Annotated in this window: 8 protein-coding genes; 7 read left to right on the top strand and 1 reads right to left on the bottom strand. The window is 56.7% G+C overall.

Translation table 11 applies throughout. From position 1 onward, the window contains the following. The first annotated feature begins 9 nt into the window (after positions 1–9). From mads2 (LQ564_RS00195) to LQ564_RS00165, 7 genes are read left to right on the top strand one after another with little or no spacing between them, the layout of a single operon-like run. Positions 10–2,085, top strand: a complete 2,076-nt coding sequence (mads2, locus tag LQ564_RS00195; protein ID WP_231056078.1) for a methylation-associated defense system DNA methyltransferase MAD2 — start codon at positions 10–12, stop codon at positions 2,083–2,085. Beyond that, the gene (gene mads2 / locus LQ564_RS00190; RefSeq protein WP_231056077.1) at positions 2,085–4,103 is read left to right on the top strand and encodes a methylation-associated defense system DNA methyltransferase MAD2; all 2,019 of its coding nucleotides are present in this window, start codon (positions 2,085–2,087) and stop codon (positions 4,101–4,103) included. Before mads2 (LQ564_RS00195) ends, mads2 (LQ564_RS00190) begins: the two co-directional genes overlap by 1 nt. Next, positions 4,100–5,515 carry a methylation-associated defense system restriction endonuclease subunit S MAD5 gene (gene mads5 / locus LQ564_RS00185; RefSeq protein WP_231056076.1) on the top strand — a complete coding sequence of 472 codons (1,416 nt, stop codon included), beginning with the start codon at positions 4,100–4,102 and terminating at the stop codon, positions 5,513–5,515. The genes mads2 (LQ564_RS00190) and mads5 overlap by 4 nt, the downstream gene beginning before the upstream one ends. Next, positions 5,515–9,657: a methylation-associated defense system protein kinase MAD6 gene (gene mads6 / locus LQ564_RS00180; RefSeq protein ID WP_269143381.1), complete on the top strand. Its 4,143-nt coding sequence runs from the start codon at positions 5,515–5,517 to the stop codon at positions 9,655–9,657. The genes mads5 and mads6 overlap by 1 nt, the downstream gene beginning before the upstream one ends. Continuing rightward, entirely contained in the window at positions 9,654–11,336 is a 1,683-nt protein-coding gene (gene mads7 / locus LQ564_RS00175; RefSeq protein WP_231056074.1) for a methylation-associated defense system protein MAD7, read from the top strand. Before mads6 ends, mads7 begins: the two co-directional genes overlap by 4 nt. Beyond that, positions 11,333–16,795, top strand: a complete 5,463-nt coding sequence (gene mads8 / locus LQ564_RS00170; protein ID WP_231056073.1) for a methylation-associated defense system ATP-binding protein MAD8 — start codon at positions 11,333–11,335, stop codon at positions 16,793–16,795. The genes mads7 and mads8 overlap by 4 nt, the downstream gene beginning before the upstream one ends. 51 nt (positions 16,796–16,846) lie before the next feature. Continuing rightward, complete coding sequence (locus LQ564_RS00165; RefSeq protein WP_231056072.1) at positions 16,847–20,530, top strand: AAA family ATPase; 3,684 nt, start codon at positions 16,847–16,849, stop codon at positions 20,528–20,530. 62 nt (positions 20,531–20,592) lie between these two features. On the opposite strand, the gene LQ564_RS00160 is transcribed toward LQ564_RS00165, so the two are convergent. Beyond that, positions 20,593–20,898 (bottom strand): hypothetical protein, encoded by a 306-nt coding sequence (locus LQ564_RS00160; RefSeq protein WP_231056071.1) that lies wholly within the window; start codon positions 20,896–20,898, stop codon positions 20,593–20,595. Positions 20,899–20,958: the final 60 nt, after the last annotated feature.

Below are 20,958 nucleotides of genomic sequence, written 5' to 3'. Positions count from 1 at the left end.
GAGCATTCCATGAGCCGGGAAAAAAACCAGGAGCATCCAGAGGGCACTATCCCAGCCGGGTATACGCTCGACTATGTAACCGGAAGGCAAGTCAAGGAAACACCTAAAGAGCTGGTCCGCCAGCGGGTGGTTCGTGCCCTTATTCACGAATATGGGTTTTCGCCCGAAGACATGGAAATGGATTTCTCCATTGGCGGGCGCAAGAAGGTGGATATCGCGATCTTCCACCATGACAAGGCCCACTCCATTGAAAACCTGGGCCGAGCCGTTCTCTGCCGACAAGAGCCTAACATCGGCAAGAACACTGTACGTATCCGTGATTTTGAACAGGCCGCCAAAGATCTTGAAGAAATTGAAACTATCATGCACGAGGTCGAGGCTGTCCAGTACGGCTTGTGGACCAACGGCCTAGAGTTCTTCTTTGTCGAGAAAGAACAAAAGCGCTTCGAAACCAAGTGCATCCCAATCGGCGACTGGCCGATGGCTGAAGAGTCGGTTGGCACCAAGGAGGTTATGTCTGATGCTCATACCCGCGTCGCCGACAATGAGATGCTAAAGATCACCTTCCGCCGCTGCCATAATTTCATTCATGGCAACGAAGGGATGCCTAAGGACGCCGCCTTTTGGCAGTTCCTTTACCTCATTTTCTGCAAAATGCACGACGAGAACCTGCGGACCAAGCAGCGTCAGGCCTGGCAGCGCCGCTTCTGGGCAGGCCCCAAAGAGCAGTTCGAAGCCGAGGGTCGAAAAGCCATTCGCAGGCGGATCGAGGAGCTCTTCGTCGAGGTTAAGGAGCAATTCAAAAATATCTTCCGCGGCAACGAAGAAATTGCCCTCTCCGACCGTGCACTGGCCTTTATCGTTTCCGAACTGGCCAAGTATGACTTCACACGTACCGATGTCGATGCCAAAGGTGTGGCATACCAGGAGCTGGTGGGAGTCAATCTTCGCGGCGATCGTGGTCAGTATTTCACTCCGCGAGGCGTAGTGAAGCTGGTTGTTGAGATGCTTGACCCCAAAGAAAACGAGAAACTGCTGGACCCAAGTTGTGGAACGGGCGGATTCCTGGTCGCCACATTAGGCTACATGCTGAAAAAATTCCGAGATGAGCAAAACACTAAAGTTGGAAGCGAAAGCACAAACGAGTTTCTAAATATTTATGAACGGCTGAAAGAGTATGCGGCTGCCAACGTCTTCGGGGCCGACTTCGATCCATTCCTGATCCGTGCCGCCCAGATGAACATGGTACTGGCGGGCGATGGCCGAGGGCATATTTACAATATCAACTCGCTGGAATTTCCCTTAGGACATCTGGCCGATTTGACGAGCGCCAAGAAGGAGATTCCGCTAGGGTCGGTGGATATTATCGCCGCCAATCCTCCGTTCGGCTCGGACATTCCAATTACCGACAAACATATTCTGGAGCAGTACGAGCTGGCCCATAACTGGGAGTCCGATGGCGAAGGCGGCTTTCGCAATAATGGCGTACTTAAAGGCAGCGTTGCTCCCGAAATTCTGTTTATCGAGCGTTGTATCAAGTGGCTCAAACCGGGCACCGGCCGCATGGGTATCGTCCTGCCCGATGGCGTTCTCGGCAATCCAGCGGCGGAATACATCCGCTGGTGGATTATGCGTGAATCGCAGGTACTTGCCTCCGTCGATCTTCCTGTGGAAGCTTTTATCGCCGAGGCAAATGTCAACATCCTTACCAGCCTTCTGTTCTTACGCCGCAAGAGTGAAGAGGAAAAACGCGCCGAGGCTCTAGGTGGAGTGGAGGAATATCCTATCTTCATGGCGGTAGCCGACAAGGTTGGGTTCGACCGTCGTGGCAACAAGCTCTACAAGCGTACGCCGGACGGCGAAGAGATCCTCGAACCCAGGCAGTTCACCGAGCGATTCCATCGCAAGAGTGGCTGGGTCGAGAGAACACTTACGCGGCAGGAAAAGATCGAAGACAACGATCTGCCACTAATCGCCCGGAAATATCGAGAGTTTCTAAAGGAATGCAATGACCTGCCACTCACCAGTGAGAATTCAGGCACTGACCGCGGCCAAAAACAAAACGGGGTAAAGGTGGCGGCATAATGCGCGACCAGGACGACGACATCATTAAAGCCCAGCAGGATGCTGCCGAAGAGAACGGACCGGATAATTTTTTTATCGACATCCTGACCGGCAACAAGGAAAGCGCCTCGGCCAAGAAGCTGCTAGTGCAGAAGGTTCTGCGCCAGCTCATCGAAAGCTATGGGTTTGATCGGAACGACCTGGAGGTGAACTATAACCCCCAGCTCTCCGGCCAGGGGCGCAAGCGCATCGATATCGCGGTATTCCGTCCCAATGCGGAGCACAACAATGACAACCTACAGCGGATCATCGTCTGCAAGAACCAGAAGAAGCGCGACAAGCTCCGCTCCATTACCGAGGCGGACGCCGACCTACGTGAGCTCACGGAGCTGCTGGAGCTAATTCCTGGCGCGACTCTGGGCATGTGGACTAACGGCCAGGAAGAATTCCTGTTCCAGGTCCAACGCACCCGCTTCGAGGTCCGGCCCGAGCCCCTGGGTGTCTGGCCGGTTCCAGGCGAACGCACTGCCGATCTCGACCGCACCGGCGGTGTCATTCAGATCAGCGCCGAGGCGGAGGATCTGGAAGACGCCCTGATGCGCTGCCGTCAGTATCTGAACCGCAACCTGGGGCTCGACCACAAGGATTCGTTCAAACAGTTGGCAGTGCTGATGCTGGCCAAGATCCACGACGAGACGCTACCGACCGGCGAGCGCAAGTTCTGGATCAGGGGCGACGAACCTTTCACCGAGGCAGGCCAACAGGCTATTGCACGGCGCATCATTGCATCCATTGCCGCTGCCAAGGCCTGGCAACCAAACCTACTGACACGCGGCTGGGATTTGACGCTGGAACCAAATGAGATTGCCCGCTTGGTCATGGAACTAGCCCGCTACTCCCTGAGCGAAACCCAGCCTCGTTACCGTACCGGGGCCTTCCGTGCGGTCGCCCGCAGCGTGATGGACGGCCGCGAGGGCCGCTACCCCACGCCGCTTAACGTGGCCGAACTAGCGGTGAATATGTTCGACCCGCAACCCGGCGAACGCATTATGGACTGCTCTAGCGGTACAGGCACTTTCCTGGCCATGACCGCCGTGCACATCTTCAAAAAGAAGCTCGCCGCTATGGGGGCCACGCCTGATGAGGCCACCAAAGAACAGATTCGCCAGGCGCAAAACGAAACCGCCGCCTGGGCGGCCAGCAATGCCCTGGGCTGCGACATCGATCCGTTTCTGGCAGTGGCCAGCCGCATGAACCTGCTGTTCACCACTGGCAACCCCGGCCGCGTATTTCGCATTGATGCCCGCACCTTCCCGGATGGAGATTTGGATGGCATTGAAGCCGCCCGTCCTGCCATGCCGCTGGGCAGCATGGACATAGTTTTGCTCAACCCCTGGTTCTCGACCCAAGATACGGTAAGCGACACCTCCATCCTGCAGCATTATGACCTGGGCAATATTTGGGAGCGCGACGATGAAGGCGGATTCCGCAACACTGGCGAATTGAACACCGGCGGTGTCCCTCCCGAGGTGCTGTTTATTGAACGCGCCCTACAATGGGTGAAGCCCGGAACCGGCCGAGTGGGAATCCTGTTGCCTGATGGCTTGCTGGGCAATCCCGGCGATGAATACGTGCGCTGGTGGATTCTGCGTCACTTCGAGGTCATGGCCTCGGTTGACCTGCCGGTGGAGCCGTTCAAAGTCACCGTGAAGGAGTATGGCCTGGCCCCCGCCTTGCCCAGCTTGCTAGTGCTGCGTCGTCGCAGCCAAGAGGAGCTAATCAATACCGACCACCCGGAATATAAAGTCTTCATGGCTGTGGTGGGTCGGGCCGGAGAAGATACTCGTGGAAAACTGTTTCAGCGTGCGCCTGATGGTGAAGTGCTGATCTTTGAAGAGAACGTCATTGAGCGAGTACGTAATGGCGGTCAGATTGAGGTACGGCGTGTCACAAAACGTGCGCCGCGTATTGATGACGAACTGCCGCTGGTGGCAGAGAAATATAAAGAATTCCGTGCGACCGGCGAGGTGACGCTATGAGTAGAAAGTTCCAAGTAAAAGCGATTCCAAGTACCTGGCTGGAAAGCACTGGTCGGCGGCTCGACTGCGGCCCTTATATGTCCGGCGCGGTCGAGATTCGCGAACTCCTAAAAAAACACAAAACTGATGTACTTCCCGATTTGACAGCAGGTCATGATGGGGGGATTTACAACGGTCCTCAGTTTGAACGGAATTATGTTGATGATGCACACCACGGTGTTCCGTTTTTAACAACCACTTTCATGATGCAGGCTGATTTGAGTCGGTTGCCTCTTTTGAGCAAGAAGGACGCGCACTCGAGAAAGCTCAACTACTTGCGGGTTCATGAGGGGATGACGTTAATTACGTGTTCTGGAACGGTAGGAAGGACCATCTATGCACGTGCGGACATGAATGACGTTTGGTCCAACCAAGACATCCTGAAGATCGTTGCGGATCCAAATCGAATACTCTCGGGATACCTGAATGCGTATCTCTGCACGAGATTCGGCGTCCCATTTGTTGTTTCCGGGAAATACGGTTCGGTAATTACTCATCTTGAACCAAAGCATTTTGCCGACCTCTTGGTTCCACGGCTCGGAAATACTATTGAGCAGAAGGCCCATGACCTTGTTGAGAAATCTGCTGCACTGCTTACCAAATACCAGGCAAACTTAAATCAGGCAACAGAGCTCTATTTCGATTCTGTTGGTCTGAAGGACATCAGTCCAAGCGATTGGCATTCTTGGGGATCAGATCTTGGTTTTACAGCTAAAGCGGGTGTGCAGTCTCTTCGCGCATTAAACTTTAACCCCCGGTTTAATCGGCTTTGCGAGAGAATCAAGCAGGGGCAATGGAAGCCTTTAGCAGAATTATGTCTCGACGGCACACTAAAGAGCGGACCGCGTTTCAAAAGAATCGATGCAGACCCTGAATACGCATATCAGTTGATAGGCCAAAAGCAGATATTCTGGTTGAGGCCCGAAGGGCGTTGGATTGCAAAGAAATCTGTCGGAACTGAAGTGCTTGTACAGGATGGAACTATCCTTGTTGCTGCCCAAGGAACACTGGGTGAAAGTGAACTGTTTTGTCGTTCTGAGTTTATTACAGGAGCCACGCTGGAGCGAGCGTACTCTCAGCATTTTCTGAGGGTTATTGGAGATGAAACTATTATCGAACGCGGGGCACTGTTTGCATTTATGCGTTCAGAAACCGCATTCCGGATGCTTCGCTCTGCCTCGACAGGAAGCAAACTCCAAGATTTTCACTATGCTGTTCTGCCGTCTTTACCGATCCCTTATCCAGATCAGGCGGTCCGTAAGAAGTGTCATGACTTGGTCATGGAGGCTTATCAGTCTCGCGATGAGGCCATTAAGTTAGAAGACGAAGCACGCTCTCTCATCGAACGTACTATTGAGGAGGGAGGGCACTAATGGCAAAGGTCATACCCATCGGGCAACCCGTGAACGAATCTGAACGCCAGGCGATTGGTTTTCTTCGGGATCATCTGCCCGATGGCTGGCTGATCTTCCACAACTTCGAGATGCGCCAGGGTAATGAGGTGTTCGAAATCGACATCGCCATCCTTGCGCCTCACGCAGTGTATCTGGTGGATGTCAAAGGGACACGGGGCAACATTGATGTGTATGGTTCCAAATGGTATCCCGAGGGGCGGCAGCCCTTCTTCTCGCCGCTGGCCAAACTGCGCAGCCATGCTAAGACCATGGCCACGATCGTCCGCGAGAGCAACACCGGCCTGATCGAGCTGCGCAAGGCTCATGTGCATGCCACCGTGCTGCTCACCGCCAATGACGCTGCCGTCTTTGATCAGGCCGGCATCGACAGCCCAGACGTAACCGACTTTAAGCATTGCCTGAAATACTTCCGCGACGCGAGCCGCATCCCCGAAAACCGGCTGGATAACATCAGCCGCTTCCACTCCCAGATCGCCAAGGCGATCACCGGCAATGCCAAGCCCAAGAGTGCGGCGCTGGTGTTCCGCGACTGGCAGGTGGAAGAGAAGCTCGGCGGCACCGACCGCTATACCGAGTACCGCGCCAAGCACAACCTGTTGGGCAAGAGCGGCGGTATGGCCCGTCTGCGTGTCTATCAGGCCGATCCGTACCAGGACGAGGCCGTTCGCAGGGAAGAATTCAAGAAGATCAGCAACGCCTATCGCGCCGTAGCAAACATGCCGACCCACGCCAATGTGCTGGCGGTAAAGGATCTGTTCATTTCCGACGACGAACATAATGTAGTGCTAGTAATCGAGGACCTGCCCGGCCAGGCCCTGCGCCTGCACATCAACAAGGCCTCTTTGGCGCTGACGTTTGACCAGAAGCTTCAGGTGATGCGCGACGTGCTATCGGCCCTGGACCATGCGCACCGGCATGAGGTGATCCACCGTAATCTCACACCGGACGCCGTTCTGGTGACCAAGGGCGGCCAGGCGCGCGTGACCGGTTTCGATTTTGCCCGGGTTGGCAAGAACCGCACCTTCACCATCGCCGATCAGGTGGTAGATGATCTGGAAGTCACCTATCAGGCTCCGGAGTGCTTCAAAGACCCGACCCAGGCCAGCATCGCCTCCGACCTCTACGCCGCCGGGCTGATCTTCTATGAGCTGCTGACCGGCGAGCTGCCCTTTGAAGGCGTCGACCAGATGATGGAGGCCGACGGCAAGTTTCCGATGAAACCCTCGGAGCACAAGCCGGATCTGCCCAAGGGGATGGACGAGTGGCTGCAGAAGTTCTGCGAGTTCGACCCCGAGGATCGGCACACCAGCGCGGCCATCGCCCGCAGGGCCTTGGATGACTTAATTCTGCCCGAGGCTAAGAACGATTCCACCCCGGATGCGAGCAGTCCGGTCGTAGTTGTACCGCAGCTTCCAGATAATCTTATGGAACTGCCGCAAGATTTCATCCTGGCGGATCGCTTCCGCATTCAAAAGAAGCTGGGCAGCGGTGGCTTCGGCGTGGCCTACAAGGTGTTCGATTCTCTGGGCGATGTGGTGCGGGTGATCAAGCTGGTGACTAAGGACCGCCGTAGCGTGTACGAACGGCTGCGCCGCGAGTACAAGACCCTGACCAATCTGCCCGACCATCCGCATGTGGTGAAAGTGATCTGGGCGGACCGCATGGCCGATGCCAAACAGACGCCGTACATCGTCTTTGAGTATGTGGAAGGTCTGGACGTCTCCGATCTGATCGATGCCGAGGCGCTGTCGCTGGATGATGCAGTGCGCATCGTGCGCGAGGCTGCCGATGGGCTGGCCCATCTTCATAAGCACGGCGTTTACCATCAGGACGTCAAGCCCTCCAACCTGCTGTGGACCGATAAGGGTGTCCGCATCATCGATTTCAACGTTGCCGTCTCCGAGAACGACGAGGTTCAAGGCGGCGGGGGCACGCGTCGCTACCTGCCGCCGGATTACGACTACTCCTCCGAGCCGGATGCTTCGGCTCGGATAGACCGCGACCTCTATGCCCTGGGCATCTCCTTCTATGAGTGCCTGACCGGCAAGTATCCTTTCGACGCCCCCACGCCGCCGATCAAGACGCAGCCCAAGGACCCTAAGCAGTTCAAAGGCTGCGCCGACCTCAGCTCGTCGCTGGTCAATATGCTGGCGAAGATGATCGCGCCTGAGCGCAAGGATCGCTTCGCTTCAGTTGATGAGTTCTTGAACGTTATGGCCGAAGTCAAGCGCCTGCGGGCAGGTAGCACCACCGGTGAGATCGGTGCCGGACCCAAGGTGGTGTCCAAGCTGGGCTTCGAGCCGATTAAGCCCAACACCAATCCCTTTGTCTCCCACCTGTTGACCCTCTACAGCCAGAGCCAGGTGTCCAACGCGGGCACCCGTGGCCTCGACGAAGTTGGTAAGGCCACCTATGTGCCAACCTATCTGGACGAAAAACTCAAGCCTGCGCTACTCAAGGGCGAGTTCCGCCTCGTGATCATCAGTGGTAACGCCGGTGACGGTAAGACGGCCTTCATTCAGCAATTCGAGGCTTTTGCCGAGAGCAAAGGCGCACATATGCAGCGCGGCGCAAATGGGGCTGTGTTCCAGCTCAAGGGGCATACGTACCAGAGCAACTACGACGGCAGCCAAGATGAAGGCGACGAGCGTAACGATGCCGTACTGCAGAAGTTCTTTACTCCCTTCGCGGGCAAGGACGCCTCAAGCTGGCCCGCGAATCAGACCCGCCTGATCGCTATCAACGAGGGGCGGCTGGTCGATTTCTTCCTGGAGCATGACGAGGAGTTCCCGCTGCTCGCCAAGCAAATCCAGCAGGGTTTGGCCGGGGCCGCTCCGGAGGGCGGTATCGCGGTCATTAACCTCAACCTACGCTCGGTGGTCGCCGAACCCGAGGAAGGTCAGCCTTCGATCCTGGAACGGTTGATCGCCCGCATGACACAACAGGAATACTGGAAGGCCTGCGAGAAATGTGACCTCAAGGGCAAGTGCTTTGCCAACCATAACGCCCGAACCTTCCAAGACCCGGTTGCCGGACCCAAGGTGATTGAGCGCTTAAAGATGCTCTACACTATTACCCACCTCCGCGGGCGACTGCATATCACCATGCGCGACCTGCGTTCGGCGCTGGCATTCATGCTGGTGGGCACCCAGGACTGTGACGGCATTCACCAACTCTATCAGAACGGCGGTGAAGAGACCCAGAACCGCATTCTCGACGGTTTCTATTTCAACTCGTGGCTTGGCGGGGCGGGGGGATCCAATGATCGGCTAATTGCCTTGCTGCGCGAGATCGACGTTGCCGAAGTTAGCAACCCTGATTTGGACCGCGAGCTTGGTTTCCTTAATCCTAAGACCAAGACCATGAGCCGCTTCTCGTTCGCAGAGCGGTCCGGATATGACAATGAACTCGTGGAGACGCTGTTTCGCAATCTGCCTCGCGATTATTCGTCAAAGAACCGTGCTCGATTGATCGCCAAGCACCGGAATTACCTCTCGCACATGCGCCGTCGCCATTTCTTCGAGCGGCGTGATATCGGCTGGAAGGAAATGCTGCCTTACGGAAGCATCGATCCCTTCCTAGATGCCATTGAGCAGCCGGGTGCGAAAAGTGCCGATGAGGTTGCCGCCATTCTCCGAGCCATTAACCGGGGCGAAGGCTTGAGCAATCCGACACGACTAGGCGACCAGTTGGCGCTGCGAGTTCGCTATGTGGATAAGGGAACCATCCGCAGTTATCGCCTCTTTGGCGGCGACCAGTTCACGCTCCGAACCGAGCAGGAAACGACGGCTCATCCTTTCCTCGAGTGCTTGTCTCAAGCGCTGGTGCTGCTTTACGACTCTAATGACGGGCACAAGGCCAGCTTGCGCATCAACCTTGACATCTACGAAATGCTAATGCGGCTCAACAACGGCTACCGGCCTAGCATCGAGGAGCTAGAAGGTTTCTGCCTGAGCCTAGCCGTGTTCAAAAACATTCTATCCGCCGCTCCTTATCAGGAGGTGCTCCTCACTGAAAGCGGCTTCGAATTCTTCCAGATCCGGCGCGACGACAAAGGCATCCTGCATCTGGGAAAGGTAAGCAGGAGTGCTGAAACATGAGTGTTAAAGCTCGAGACAAAGAGTTTCGTATTGAAAAAGTGAGTTATCTGCATTGGCAACACGTTGAGATGGATCGTGTGCTGACCATGCTTTTTCCCCGGCTGAAATATGATGGTTATGCCAGCCGGCGCCCGCCTCGTGGCGGCGACCTGACCGTTGAAGAGTTTATGGAGGACTTCCTCGAGCATCCCGAATGGTTTGCGGGCTTTGATCGCTTTCCACAGGTAGTACGCCGCTGGATCGAAACCGATCTGATGGATGTTGTTAATCGAGGCAAAGCCAATCAGGCCGTGGCTGCCCCGAGGCCGCTACATGGTAATACTTATAAGTTCCGCAACGCAAAGCATTCCCGTGACTATGGCGCTGCCGAGCAGATATATTGGATGCTTTTCTATGCCCGCAAAGGCAAGGGCCAAGCAGCGCGGGATGCCTTAAAGCGCTTTTTCTTTCCGGGAATCGACCTGGTGACAGACCGCTACGATCCCAACGTGTCAGTAGACGTGGAAACGCAGGCCATCCTGCGTCTGGATCATCAGGTCACCCAGGACATGAAGGACTCCAAGGAGCCCTCGCGCTCCCAGCCGCTGTGTATTGGTCAGGCGGATATTATGGCCGATGACATCCTGCGGCTACTGGCCTATGAGCCCTATATTCCGCGTTCGGTGTTGGTGGATTACCTCAAAACCCTGATGGCATTCCATCTGGCGCTCTACCACCTTAAGCTGCTGCAGATGCTACCCAAGCTGGTGAAACAGCGCTCCGGCAACGATCTCTGCACCACAAAGGAATGCCCGATCAACCCGGGCCGCGACAATGCGCTGGAGGGCTGTCCGTACCGTGTGGCACTGGCCGTGGACATGGGTGACGTCAACAATCCGCACATGGCCGAGTTGGCCCGCAAGTCCACTGACCGGCTTTATCGTCAGATACCGGCCTTTGTTCAGGCTAATTTCGTCGTCAAGAAGCTCGATGAGATGGCGGAATACCTGAGCAAAAAAATGGGCAAGCTGGCTACCCCTGGGGGCGGCGTGTTCTCCGTTGGCGATCTGGTATCCCTGCTCAAGCCCGAGCACGACGCCGAGCGCCAAGCCTACTTTAAATTCCGTCTAGCAAGCCTGATCGAGGAATCTACCTCCGGGAACGAGGACGTCGATCCGGAGATCCGGGACGTTACCGGCATGGGCCTGGGCGAGTTCGAATCCTTCATCGAAATCCTGATGGCGTATCGGGGCAATTATCACCGCCAGTACATCACTGAGTGCCTGGACTCTCTGCTGCTGAAGAACAAAGAGAACGGCCTGCTGGCCCAATCCCGAACCAAGGGGAGTCCTCGACGATTTGTGCTAGGAAGCAAGCTGCTCGAAGTGCTGCTTCAGGTGGCTGTGCTCACGCAGGACAGCGGGCGTTTCGTGACCCGCGAGCTTCGCATCGAGGAGTTGTTAACCTTTTTGAGAAACCGCTATGGCCTTCACATTGACCGACTGCCGGAAGGAGCCCAGGCCAACAGCAGCATCCTCGACAGACGCGCCCTGCGCCTCAACCTTGAAGCATTCAAGCGCCGCCTGCGTGAAATCGGGTTCTATGAGGACCTGTCGGATGCCTACGTGACCCAGAAGGTATCGCCCCGCTATGCAATTGAGAGAAGTGACGGAACTGATAGGAGCGGGAGGCACGTATGAGTAACGCGTTCACCAAGCTTTCCCAGGATAAATTGAACGCGGCACTCGCTGGTCTGCTGTGCCCTCGTATCGAAGCGGTCCTCGGCGAGCGTGGCCCAGGCCACTGCATTCGAGTCACCGATCTTGATGACGATGTGATGGAGTCGGTCTGTAGGGGACTGCGGCAAGCCCGGCCTGAAATAAACATCTTTATCCTCGGCAGTCATGACCAGGAGGACCAGCCCTTCCGAGTCACTTCCACCAAACTGGTGGAGCTTCGCAATCCTGACGCAATTGGCGAACTGCGCCAGCCTTTGCTGGTTTTCATACCGACCTCGCTCCGCACCAGCGCCGAGGACTCTTTTAGCGTGGCGACCTTCGAGGAGCTCGCTTTCACCGGCATCTATGAGGAACTTATAGACTCACTGCTTGACCGGCTCCCGGCAACGCTAGTCAGCCATGTTCGCGATCTTTTGGGCATCCTCACCGACGAGGAATGGATTTTTGCCGACGATGTTTCCCGCGTGCGGTACTTACTCACCGCGCTCGAAAACGGAATTGATGGAGAAACCCTCGGAGCCGGCCTGTATGAATTGACGCTAATCCCGGACTTCAAGCTCTTTGCCGATCTTGGGATGGTCAATGGCAAGATTCGTCGTAACATCGGCAGCGTCCGCAGCCTAATGACCTCGCACAAGTCGGTTCGTGGCCGCATCGCCGATCTGGGACTCAGCGACAAAGCCTTGGAATCACGCCTGTTGACCTACTTTGAGAAATATGATGTTCAGGAGCCAGAATCCTGGGAGCCGCCCATCGCGACTGATAAGAGCTGGTGGAACATTTCTTTCGACAAATGGACGTTCCAGGAAGAGCTTTCCCTGGACAAGGTCCTTTTGACAGTGCTGGAAACCGACTTACCAGTCGTTCAGCAGGATGAGATCAACGACCAACTCTCTGGCCTCATCGGGCAACAGGTTCTGGTCCCGAACGACCGCCGAAAAATGAATGTGGTGTTCGAGGTTACCCCTCACCCTGGCAAAGTCAGCGGACTTGATCATTTTACGGTTCAGATCATTTCGCAGATTGACGGCCCGGTAGGCAAATCCAAAAAGGTCAGAGCCTGGACGCCGAACCGCCTGCAATGCACAACCGCCCTGGACAAACTCAATAGGATCGAATTCGAGGAAGGATGGCATTTCATCCGTGTAATGCCTTGGACGGGCGATGGCGATCCGATTCCGATGGAATCGGATTCCACCTACCGCGGTGGCAAACGCTCATACGAGAGCGAGCCCTTCTATGTCCTGCCCGGTGGCAACATCGAGGAAGAACCGCCGCAACGCGGCGTCCCTATTGAACAGAGCCTGGAGCATGCACGTTTCCGGTTGCAACTGACTGCTTTAGGGGATGAGCGCGACCCGGATGACATTGCCATCAGCGGTGTCGCCTGGTCCGAGGGCGGTCGCTCGAAGAAGGCCTCCCGTCAGGAAACTTTGCTTGCGAAATTTGGCCGTGAAGGCGCTGTTCAGATTCCGCTTTCGCGCATGCTAAAAACCATTGAGCAGCGCATCCTGGCGGAGCCAAAGCACCCATCAGGCTGGCGAATGCAGATCAATCTGGATACCGCCGAGCCGCCTTCCGAGGTCGGGCTCACGCTGCCATCTTCTGCCGCGATGGCCTCATTTCTCGCCGCCCGCGAAGAGTTTTTTGCAGCAGTGCGAAAAAACACTGCTGAGCTGATCATGCAGGGGCTTTCGTTCCGAGACTCGGAAAAGGAATGCCTCGCATATGCTGAAAGCTACCTCGACTTGGTTAGGAACCTCATCCGCCAAGCCGAGACGACGTCTGGTGCCGCGCGTCAGCAGCACCTGCAAGCACTCAAAAATGTGCTAGCCGTTGATTCCATACACGTCATCTTGACCGACTTTCGTGGAAGGCATAGGGAAGCTGTTTTGGTCTCACCCACCCACCCGCTCCGTGCTTTGTGGCTAAGCAGCTGGGTCACCCTGGGCAAGGAGTGGATTGAGAAGATCAAGTCAGGTGGGAAGGGTCACATTCCTCACGTCCGTTCCGCACTGTTGGATGGCCTTGTGCCCTCTGCCTATCCGGTCGGTATTCCAGTCGATGATGGCCGCATCTTCACTCCGGTGGACAACTTGAATGCGTTTTGGGCACTCTACGCCCCAACAACCGAGGAAAATTCCCGTGGCCTAATGGCGGAGATCTGTTCGGCTCTCGGCCTGGCCGAGCCGTCTACAGCGGGGTCCGATATTTCCGGAAAGGTCATTGCGGACAAGATCGAGCGTTATCTATCCCAGCACCCATATGTGCGAGAGCTGTCTCTGAATATCTTCAACCCCGGGGCCGGTTCGGTAATAGCGGAGTCCCTGCTGTCGCTCCAGCAGAAGCGTGAGCATGCCGATTTGCGCTATAACATTCGCCTCTTTGCCTCGGACCCTGACTCGCCTGTTTTGGGTGAAGCGCTTGAATTAATGGTTAGTCCCGGAACTACGGTAAACGAGGCCGCCGACGCGTTTGCGACTTCAACCGGCAGCCATCTGTTCTCCAAGCTGAACTTAGCCAAGCACGCGATGAGTGAATTCCATGCACATTCCAAAGAGTTCCCGGCGCACATCAGCATTCTTCTGGATTTTTTCCCTGCCGAGGAGCTTTCCATTGCCGAGAAACCGATGGGAGTGGCGCCGCTGCATGGGCTGATACAGGACTTCGACACCGAATTTGTTGATGATGATTCAGGTACCTTTTGGAATAGGTGGCCGATTGTCGGGCGCCCCCTCGGCGCGGGTAGCCACGCTGCATGCTTTGATTTGCTGTCGTCCCTGAGCCGTCACCTCTCTTTTGCGACATCAGCGGTTGCTGCTGCTGGTGCCAGTTTCAAAGCCGTACCCGTTGTGACCCTTGGACTCGATGTGGCCCAACGAGAACTAATCTATGAAATTCACCAGATCAGCGATTGGGTATTCACAATCGACAGAAATATGGGGATTGAGTTTTTCGACCATGGCAGCCGGAAGAATAGACCGGACTATTTGATTGACTATGTGCCGGGAGCCAGCTCCCAGGCAACACACAACCTGATCATCTCGTCGCGTTCAAACGATGAGCTGGAGGCCATGCTGAAACCGGTGCTGCTTGAGCATGGCTTGTCCGCCGACGGCGAGCAGTCGGTTCAGATTCTGGCAAACCTGCGGTCACTTTCCGGCCAGCTTGCCCTGAAACTGATTTCTGCACGCACGCAACAGGCAGAAGCTCTTGGCCTGGCTTTAGCGCGGCTATATCTCGAATATCAGGGCGCATTGAGTAATCAGGTCATTGTACCGTTGGATGCACACACAAACCTTTACCGCTCAAGCGGTGAGTCAGACGATGTCAACGATGCCGTCAGCCTGCAACGCACCGACTTGGGTTTGTTCGACTTAGATTTGAACACCAGGACGATTACTTGCAACCTGGTTGAGGTGAAGTGTTATTCGCAGGTCGGCGACTTTGCGGCTTTCAACCAACTGAAGGAGCGGATCTCCGCCCAAATCAATCAGAGTGAGCGCATCCTCCAGCGCCACTTTGATCCTGCCCTAAAAAAGCCGGACCGGCCAGATAGGTTGCTCAAGAGCCGAGAGTTGGCTCAGATTCTTCGGTTCTATCTGGAACGCTCACTGCGTTACGGAATCTTTGACATTACTGCCGCCCAGGAAGCGCATGGGCTACTTGCATCCATCGAACAGGGCTATTCACTTCAGTTCAGACGCTGCGCCGTGGTCTTCGACTTCGCCAAGACCGGAACCGAAGATCCGGACAACGAGGTGGGCATTGAATTCCACCGCATCGGCAAGGATCTCATTCACGCCTTGCTGGAGAACTGCCGCAAGCCAGTTTCCATCGAGATGGATGAAGAATCAACTGTGCACCTCCTAAGCGAGCAGTTTATACCGAACGTGCCAAAGCTCGAGACAGCCTCTTTCATCGCGCCCAAGAGAATCCGGTCAACTTCCTGGACCGTTGATGAGGTCTGGAGCGCAGAGTCGCAGGCACCAATCGCCCAGCCAATATCTACTGCCGCAGGGGAAAAACTTCCACCTACTTACGAAAAAAAGGAAGAGCAAGCGGAACCTGTCGGGCGGGCACCTCGTCCGTCCACCGATGCTCGCGAAGAAAAAGAAGACGAACAACCCGTCGCCGTTGCTGTTGAACCAGAAGAACTTGTTCAACCCGAGCTTGAAGCGCCAGAGCATCCGACACCCGAGCCTGCGTCTCAAGCCGAGGTCTGCTATGACATCATGCTGGGCGTTAATGGTGACTCCCCCCAGTACGGATTGCTCGGGGAGGTTTCCGGTAGAAAAATCGCGCTGGACCTCAACCATACGCACACAATCAGTCTCTTCGGGGTTCAAGGCGGCGGCAAGAGCTACACCCTTGGAACGGTCATTGAGATGGCGTCTATGCCGCTCCAACACATCAATGTGCTGCCCAGCCCGCTCGCCACGGTCATTTTCCATTACAGCCCGACGCAAGATTATGCGCCGGAGTTTACCTCGATGATCAATGCTAACTCAGTGGATGAAGAGATCAGCATTCTTCGTGAGCGTTACAAGGCCAGCCCTGAAGCCCTGAAGGACGTACTGATTCTTACCCCGGCAAACAAGGTGGCCGATCGTCGGGCCGAGTACCCGGATATCGACGTTAAGCCGATTGCTTTTTCTGCCTCCGAACTCAAGGCTGCGCACTGGAAATTCCTGATGGGTGCGATTGGCAGTCAGAGCATGTATATGCGGCAAATTAATCTCATCATGAGAGGCCTACGGGATAACTTGACCTTGGATGCCCTAAGAGCAGGTATTGATAACTCTGGCCTGTCTGATCACCTAAAAGAGTTGGCGCAAACGCGCCTTCTGTTCGCTAGCGAGTACATCAATGATAACCAGCGTCTCCAGGATCTAATTCGTCCAGGCCGTTTGATCATAGTGGATCTGCGCGATGAATATATCGAAAAGGACGAGGCCCTCGGTCTATTCGTGGTTATGTTGCAGATTTTCTCAGAGGCAACTTACCAAGGAAGCGCCTTCAACAAGTTAGTAGTTTTCGATGAAGCCCATAAGTACATCGAAAACGATGACTTAGTGTCCGGCTTGGTAGAGGTCGTCCGTGAAATGCGACATAAAGGGACCAGCATCATGGTCGCCTCTCAAGACCCGCCATCGGTCCCTGTCTCTTTGATCGAGTTGTCATCACAGATCATCATGCATAAGTTCAACTCGCCCGCCTGGCTGAAGCATATCCAAAAGGCAAATGCCGCCCTTGGCGAGTTGACATCCGACAAGATGAGCCATCTTGGAACCGGCGAAGCGTATGTTTGGTCGAGCAAGGCCTCGGACGACTCCTTCACCCGGGGCGCGGTGAAGATCAAGTGCCGTCCTCGGATTACACAACATGGTGGTAGTACCAAAACGGCCGTTGGCCGGTGACGTCAATCACTAGCAAGTAACCACCATAGAGACGAAAGGACCGAATAGCCCATGTTCCACCTTACTGCACGCGTTGCTTGGCATGACTCCCGCTGGAACGGTACCGTCTGCCGCCAGCCATCCTGCAATTCATTTTGCACCGCACTCGACCGCATACGGGAGGAGCGCGATGACGCCCGCGAGGACGCACTGAAAGGGAAGCGATGGAGTACTCTGGAGCTGGACGAACTGCCCGCCTGCAAGGCCGAGTCGGGCGCGTTCATGAACGAAGCTGAGTGGTCGCGACGCTTCGTTCACCCCTACGCCAGCATCAAGAAGGCCGAGGAGACGCACGGCCACCTCAAGCCGACACTGGTCAGGGTTCCGTCCTACGCCACGTTTGTGGTACCGTTCGCGTGGATGCTCCGTAGCGAACAGAAAGCGATTGACGAGCGGCTCCCGACACCGCTCCCGCCCGACGAGGAGTCCCCGTTTGCGAGTCCTTGGGTCTTCGGCCGCGAGCGGCAGGAGGCGATTCTAAAGTTGTTCTCCAGCAGACTTACGCCAGAGCGGTCGCTGGTGTTCTTCTACTGCAAAGAGGGTCAGCCACTCGGTGACACCATCTCGCGACTCGTGATGGGCGTCGGAAGGATCGCCACGCTCGCCACGCCAAGGGCCTACGACGTCACGAAGAATAAGCCCACGCACCTCATGTGGGATCTACTCGTTCGGCACACTATCCGACCAGACGGAGAGGATGGTTTCCTACTCCCGTACCACGACTACCTCGAGCCGACAGGCGACGCCGCTGAAGACGCGCGGCGTGAACAGCTCCTTCGAGAAATCGCGGTGCCCGCCGATCCGACACACGTCCGCGTCTTCTCTTACGCGGCGGAGCTGGCGCCCGCCGACATCGCCCTGTCGACGCTGGTCCGATGTCTCGAATCGGTGCGTAAGATTCGGGAGCACGGGATCGCGAAGGGGCCGTGGGAGCGCCGCGAGGAGTGGCTCAACCGACAGATCGCGCAGGCATGGCAAGACCGAGGGCCATTCCCTGGACTCGGCCCCGTCCTTGAGGCACTCGGAATGCGACTCGGCACATCCCTTGCGCTGGAATTGCGGTCGTCGGAGATGGTCAAGGCCGACGCCGACCCCTGGCCGACTGTGGATGCGATCCTCCGAGGGAAACAGAAGCCGCCGCAGCCGGCCTATTCGGATGATCTGGAGGCGATCCGAGAGACGTGGACAAGCCTCCCTGACGAGCGCCGTGCTCTGCTCAAGCTGCTGTCGCGATTCGCACTTACGTCGGCGCAGGCGCTTCGCTGGTTCGATCAGAAGGAGAGAACCAAGGGCACGGCCGCGAAGGTGAGCGACGAAGTGATCCTCGCAAACCCGTATCGGATGAGCGAAGTGGACCTAGGCGACTGGAACGATTCGCCGGTATCCGTGGGGCTCATTGATCGCGGCTTGCTCCCTGACGCGACCATTGCAGCAAAGCACCCAGTCCCGGAACCCTCGAAAGTTGGCTCGCCGAACGACGCTCGGCGTCTTCGCGCCGCACTGGTTGCGGTGCTGCGTGAGGCTTCGGAGAACGGCGACGCGCTCCTGAGCGTTTCAGAGGCACTGCAACGCGTCGGCTCGCTCGACCTTGCTCACCCGTGCGTAATCGGTTCGGACTGGCCGAGCACGAACCGCAGCACGCTGTCCGGCATCATAGAACTCGTGGATGTCGCCGGCTCCGGCGCTACATCGACCGCTGCGCTGCAGCTCACGGAGCTGAAGGGGCGTGAAGATCGACTCCGCTCGGTCTTGGGCAAGCGCGCCGGCAAACCTGCTGCCCCCGTGAAGGCCGATTGGCAGAAGCTGCTCGTTGCCGCTATCTCGGAAGCAGGCGGCAAGTTTGACAAGTCGAATGAGCTGCATCGCCAGGCAATTGAGGAACAGGCTGTTGCCCTCGCACGCCTACTGTCCCGACGACTGAGCGTTCTCGTCGGCCGGGCCGGCACGGGCAAAACGTCGGTCATGGGCGCGTTGATGCTGTCCGAGGCGCTCACGAAGGACGGCATCCTTCTTCTCGCGCCGACCGGAAAGGCGCGCGTGCGCCTTGGCAAAGCGACGAGCGCCGAGGCGATGACCGTCGCACAGTTTCTCCACCGGCTCGGTCGGTACGACGGCGCTCGACAGCGGCCGAAGTTCGACGGCAAGGACAAGTATCGGAAGGAAAAAACCGTCGTCATCGATGAATGCTCGATGCTGACGATGGACGATCTCGTTGCAGTATTGGAGGCGCTTGACCTCGCCCACGTGCAGAGACTCATTTTGGTGGGTGATCCGAACCAGCTTCCACCGATTGGCGTCGGCCGCCCGTTCGCCGACCTCGTCTCGTATCTCGAAACCACTGATGCGCAGAGCGATGATGATTCGCCCTTGGGGCACGCCCTCGCTCGGCTCACCGTCGAAGTGCGCGCAGCCGCTGCTGCCTCCGCAGCGTCGGACGCGCTGCGCTTAGCGTCATGGTTCACGCGCGAGCAGCAGCCCGTTGATGCGGATCGCGTTCTCAGTGACCTCGAGCTCGGCGAGAAATTCAACGACCTCGAGATCGTGTTCTGGAAGACGCCCGACGAGCTGCACTCGCAACTGCTCCAGTCATTTCAGAAACACCTCGGGCTGAAGAACGGCAGCGACGCGGCGGGCTTCGACACTTCGCTCGGGCTCGATGATCGCGGTTGGGTGCCGTTCGATGCGCCGGAGGGCTCCGAGCGGTGGCAGATCCTGTCCCCAGTACGGATGCACCCGCACGGCGTGCGCGACATCAACCGGTGGGTACAGCGACGCTTCCGAGCCAAGGAGCTCGAGAGTGCGTCGGAAGTTTGGGGCCTCAGCCTTGGCGACGAGAGCATCGTCCGTAAGGATAAGGTCATCCAGATCTCGAACCAGTGGCGCAACGCCTACGATGGGAAAGCATCCGACGAACACTCCCTCGCCAATGGTGAAGTGGGACTTATCGCGACCGCCAAGCACCCCTGGATGAACGTCGTCTTCGCCGGGCGTCCTGGACTCAGCTTCGGCTACAGCAAGCGTGACTTCCCAGGTGGGGTAGGCCCCTTGGAGTTGGCCTACGCACTCACTGTGCACAAGTCGCAGGGCAGCGAGTTCAAGAAGGTTTTCGTCGTTGTGCCGAAAAACTGCAGGCTGCTTTCGCGCGAGCTCATTTACACCGCGCTGACGCGCTCGCGTGAGCAACTTGTCCTCTTGATCGAGGGCAACGATGCCGCGGTGCTCTTCGACCTCACCCGACCGGAGCGCTCGGAGACAGCGCGCCGGAACACGAACATCTTCCAAGGCGTCATCCGCGTCGCTGACGACACCGTGCCCTTCGCGGAGCACCTCATCCATCGAACCGAGAAGGGCCACCTGGTCCGCAGCAAGTCGGAGCTAGTCATCGCCAACATGCTATTCCAGCTCGGAGTCCCTTACGAGTACGAGCGCGTCTGCGAAGGTACCACGGCACCGGGACGGCTTCGCCCCGACTTCTCGTTCGTGACGGCCGACGGCGACCTTATCATCTGGGAGCACCTCGGGATGCTGAGTCGGCCCGACTACAAGCGTGGCTGGGACTGGAAGCGCGAGTGGTATGCGCGCAATGGCTTCGTTGAGGGTAAAACCTTGTTCATCTCGACCGAAGATGCCGATAACGGGTTAGACTCATCGCAGTTGAGGGCGACGGCAGACGCCATTAAGAATCTCATTGAGTAACGCAATTGAGCGTCGAGTTCGCGAAGCGGAATACGTTGGTTTCGATCAGCAGTCGTGGACGGTTACGGAGCAGCGATACGCGACTCGTAGAGCTCGATTTCTCGGTCGACGTACCTGAGCAAATCGTCCGTATTTCCATCGAAAATGAACTCAATTTGTTGCATATTTTTCAGGTCAGGAAGCCGGTCAGTTACGGCCAGCTTCAGTTTCGTGTGACTGGACGTTGAGGCGCGCGAAACACGAATGATGCGATTGTTATTGGCCGGCACGCCGAACCAAAACGAATACCCGTCGCGGGCCTGTAAGGCCGATGCATGTAACTGACTGCGCTCTGCTGCCAAGCAAGTGCGGATTTCTTCTGGCGTCATTATGTGAGAAGAGAATTAGGGGCTAATCGATTTCAGACGGAAGTTAGTCGGCACAACCTA

This window comes from Massilia phyllostachyos, from assembly GCF_021044825.1.
Taxonomy (GTDB): Bacteria; Pseudomonadota; Gammaproteobacteria; order Burkholderiales; family Burkholderiaceae_D; genus Telluria; species Telluria phyllostachyos.
Note: the sequence above shows the minus strand (reverse complement) of the source record. Positions and strands in the feature narration are given on the sequence as shown.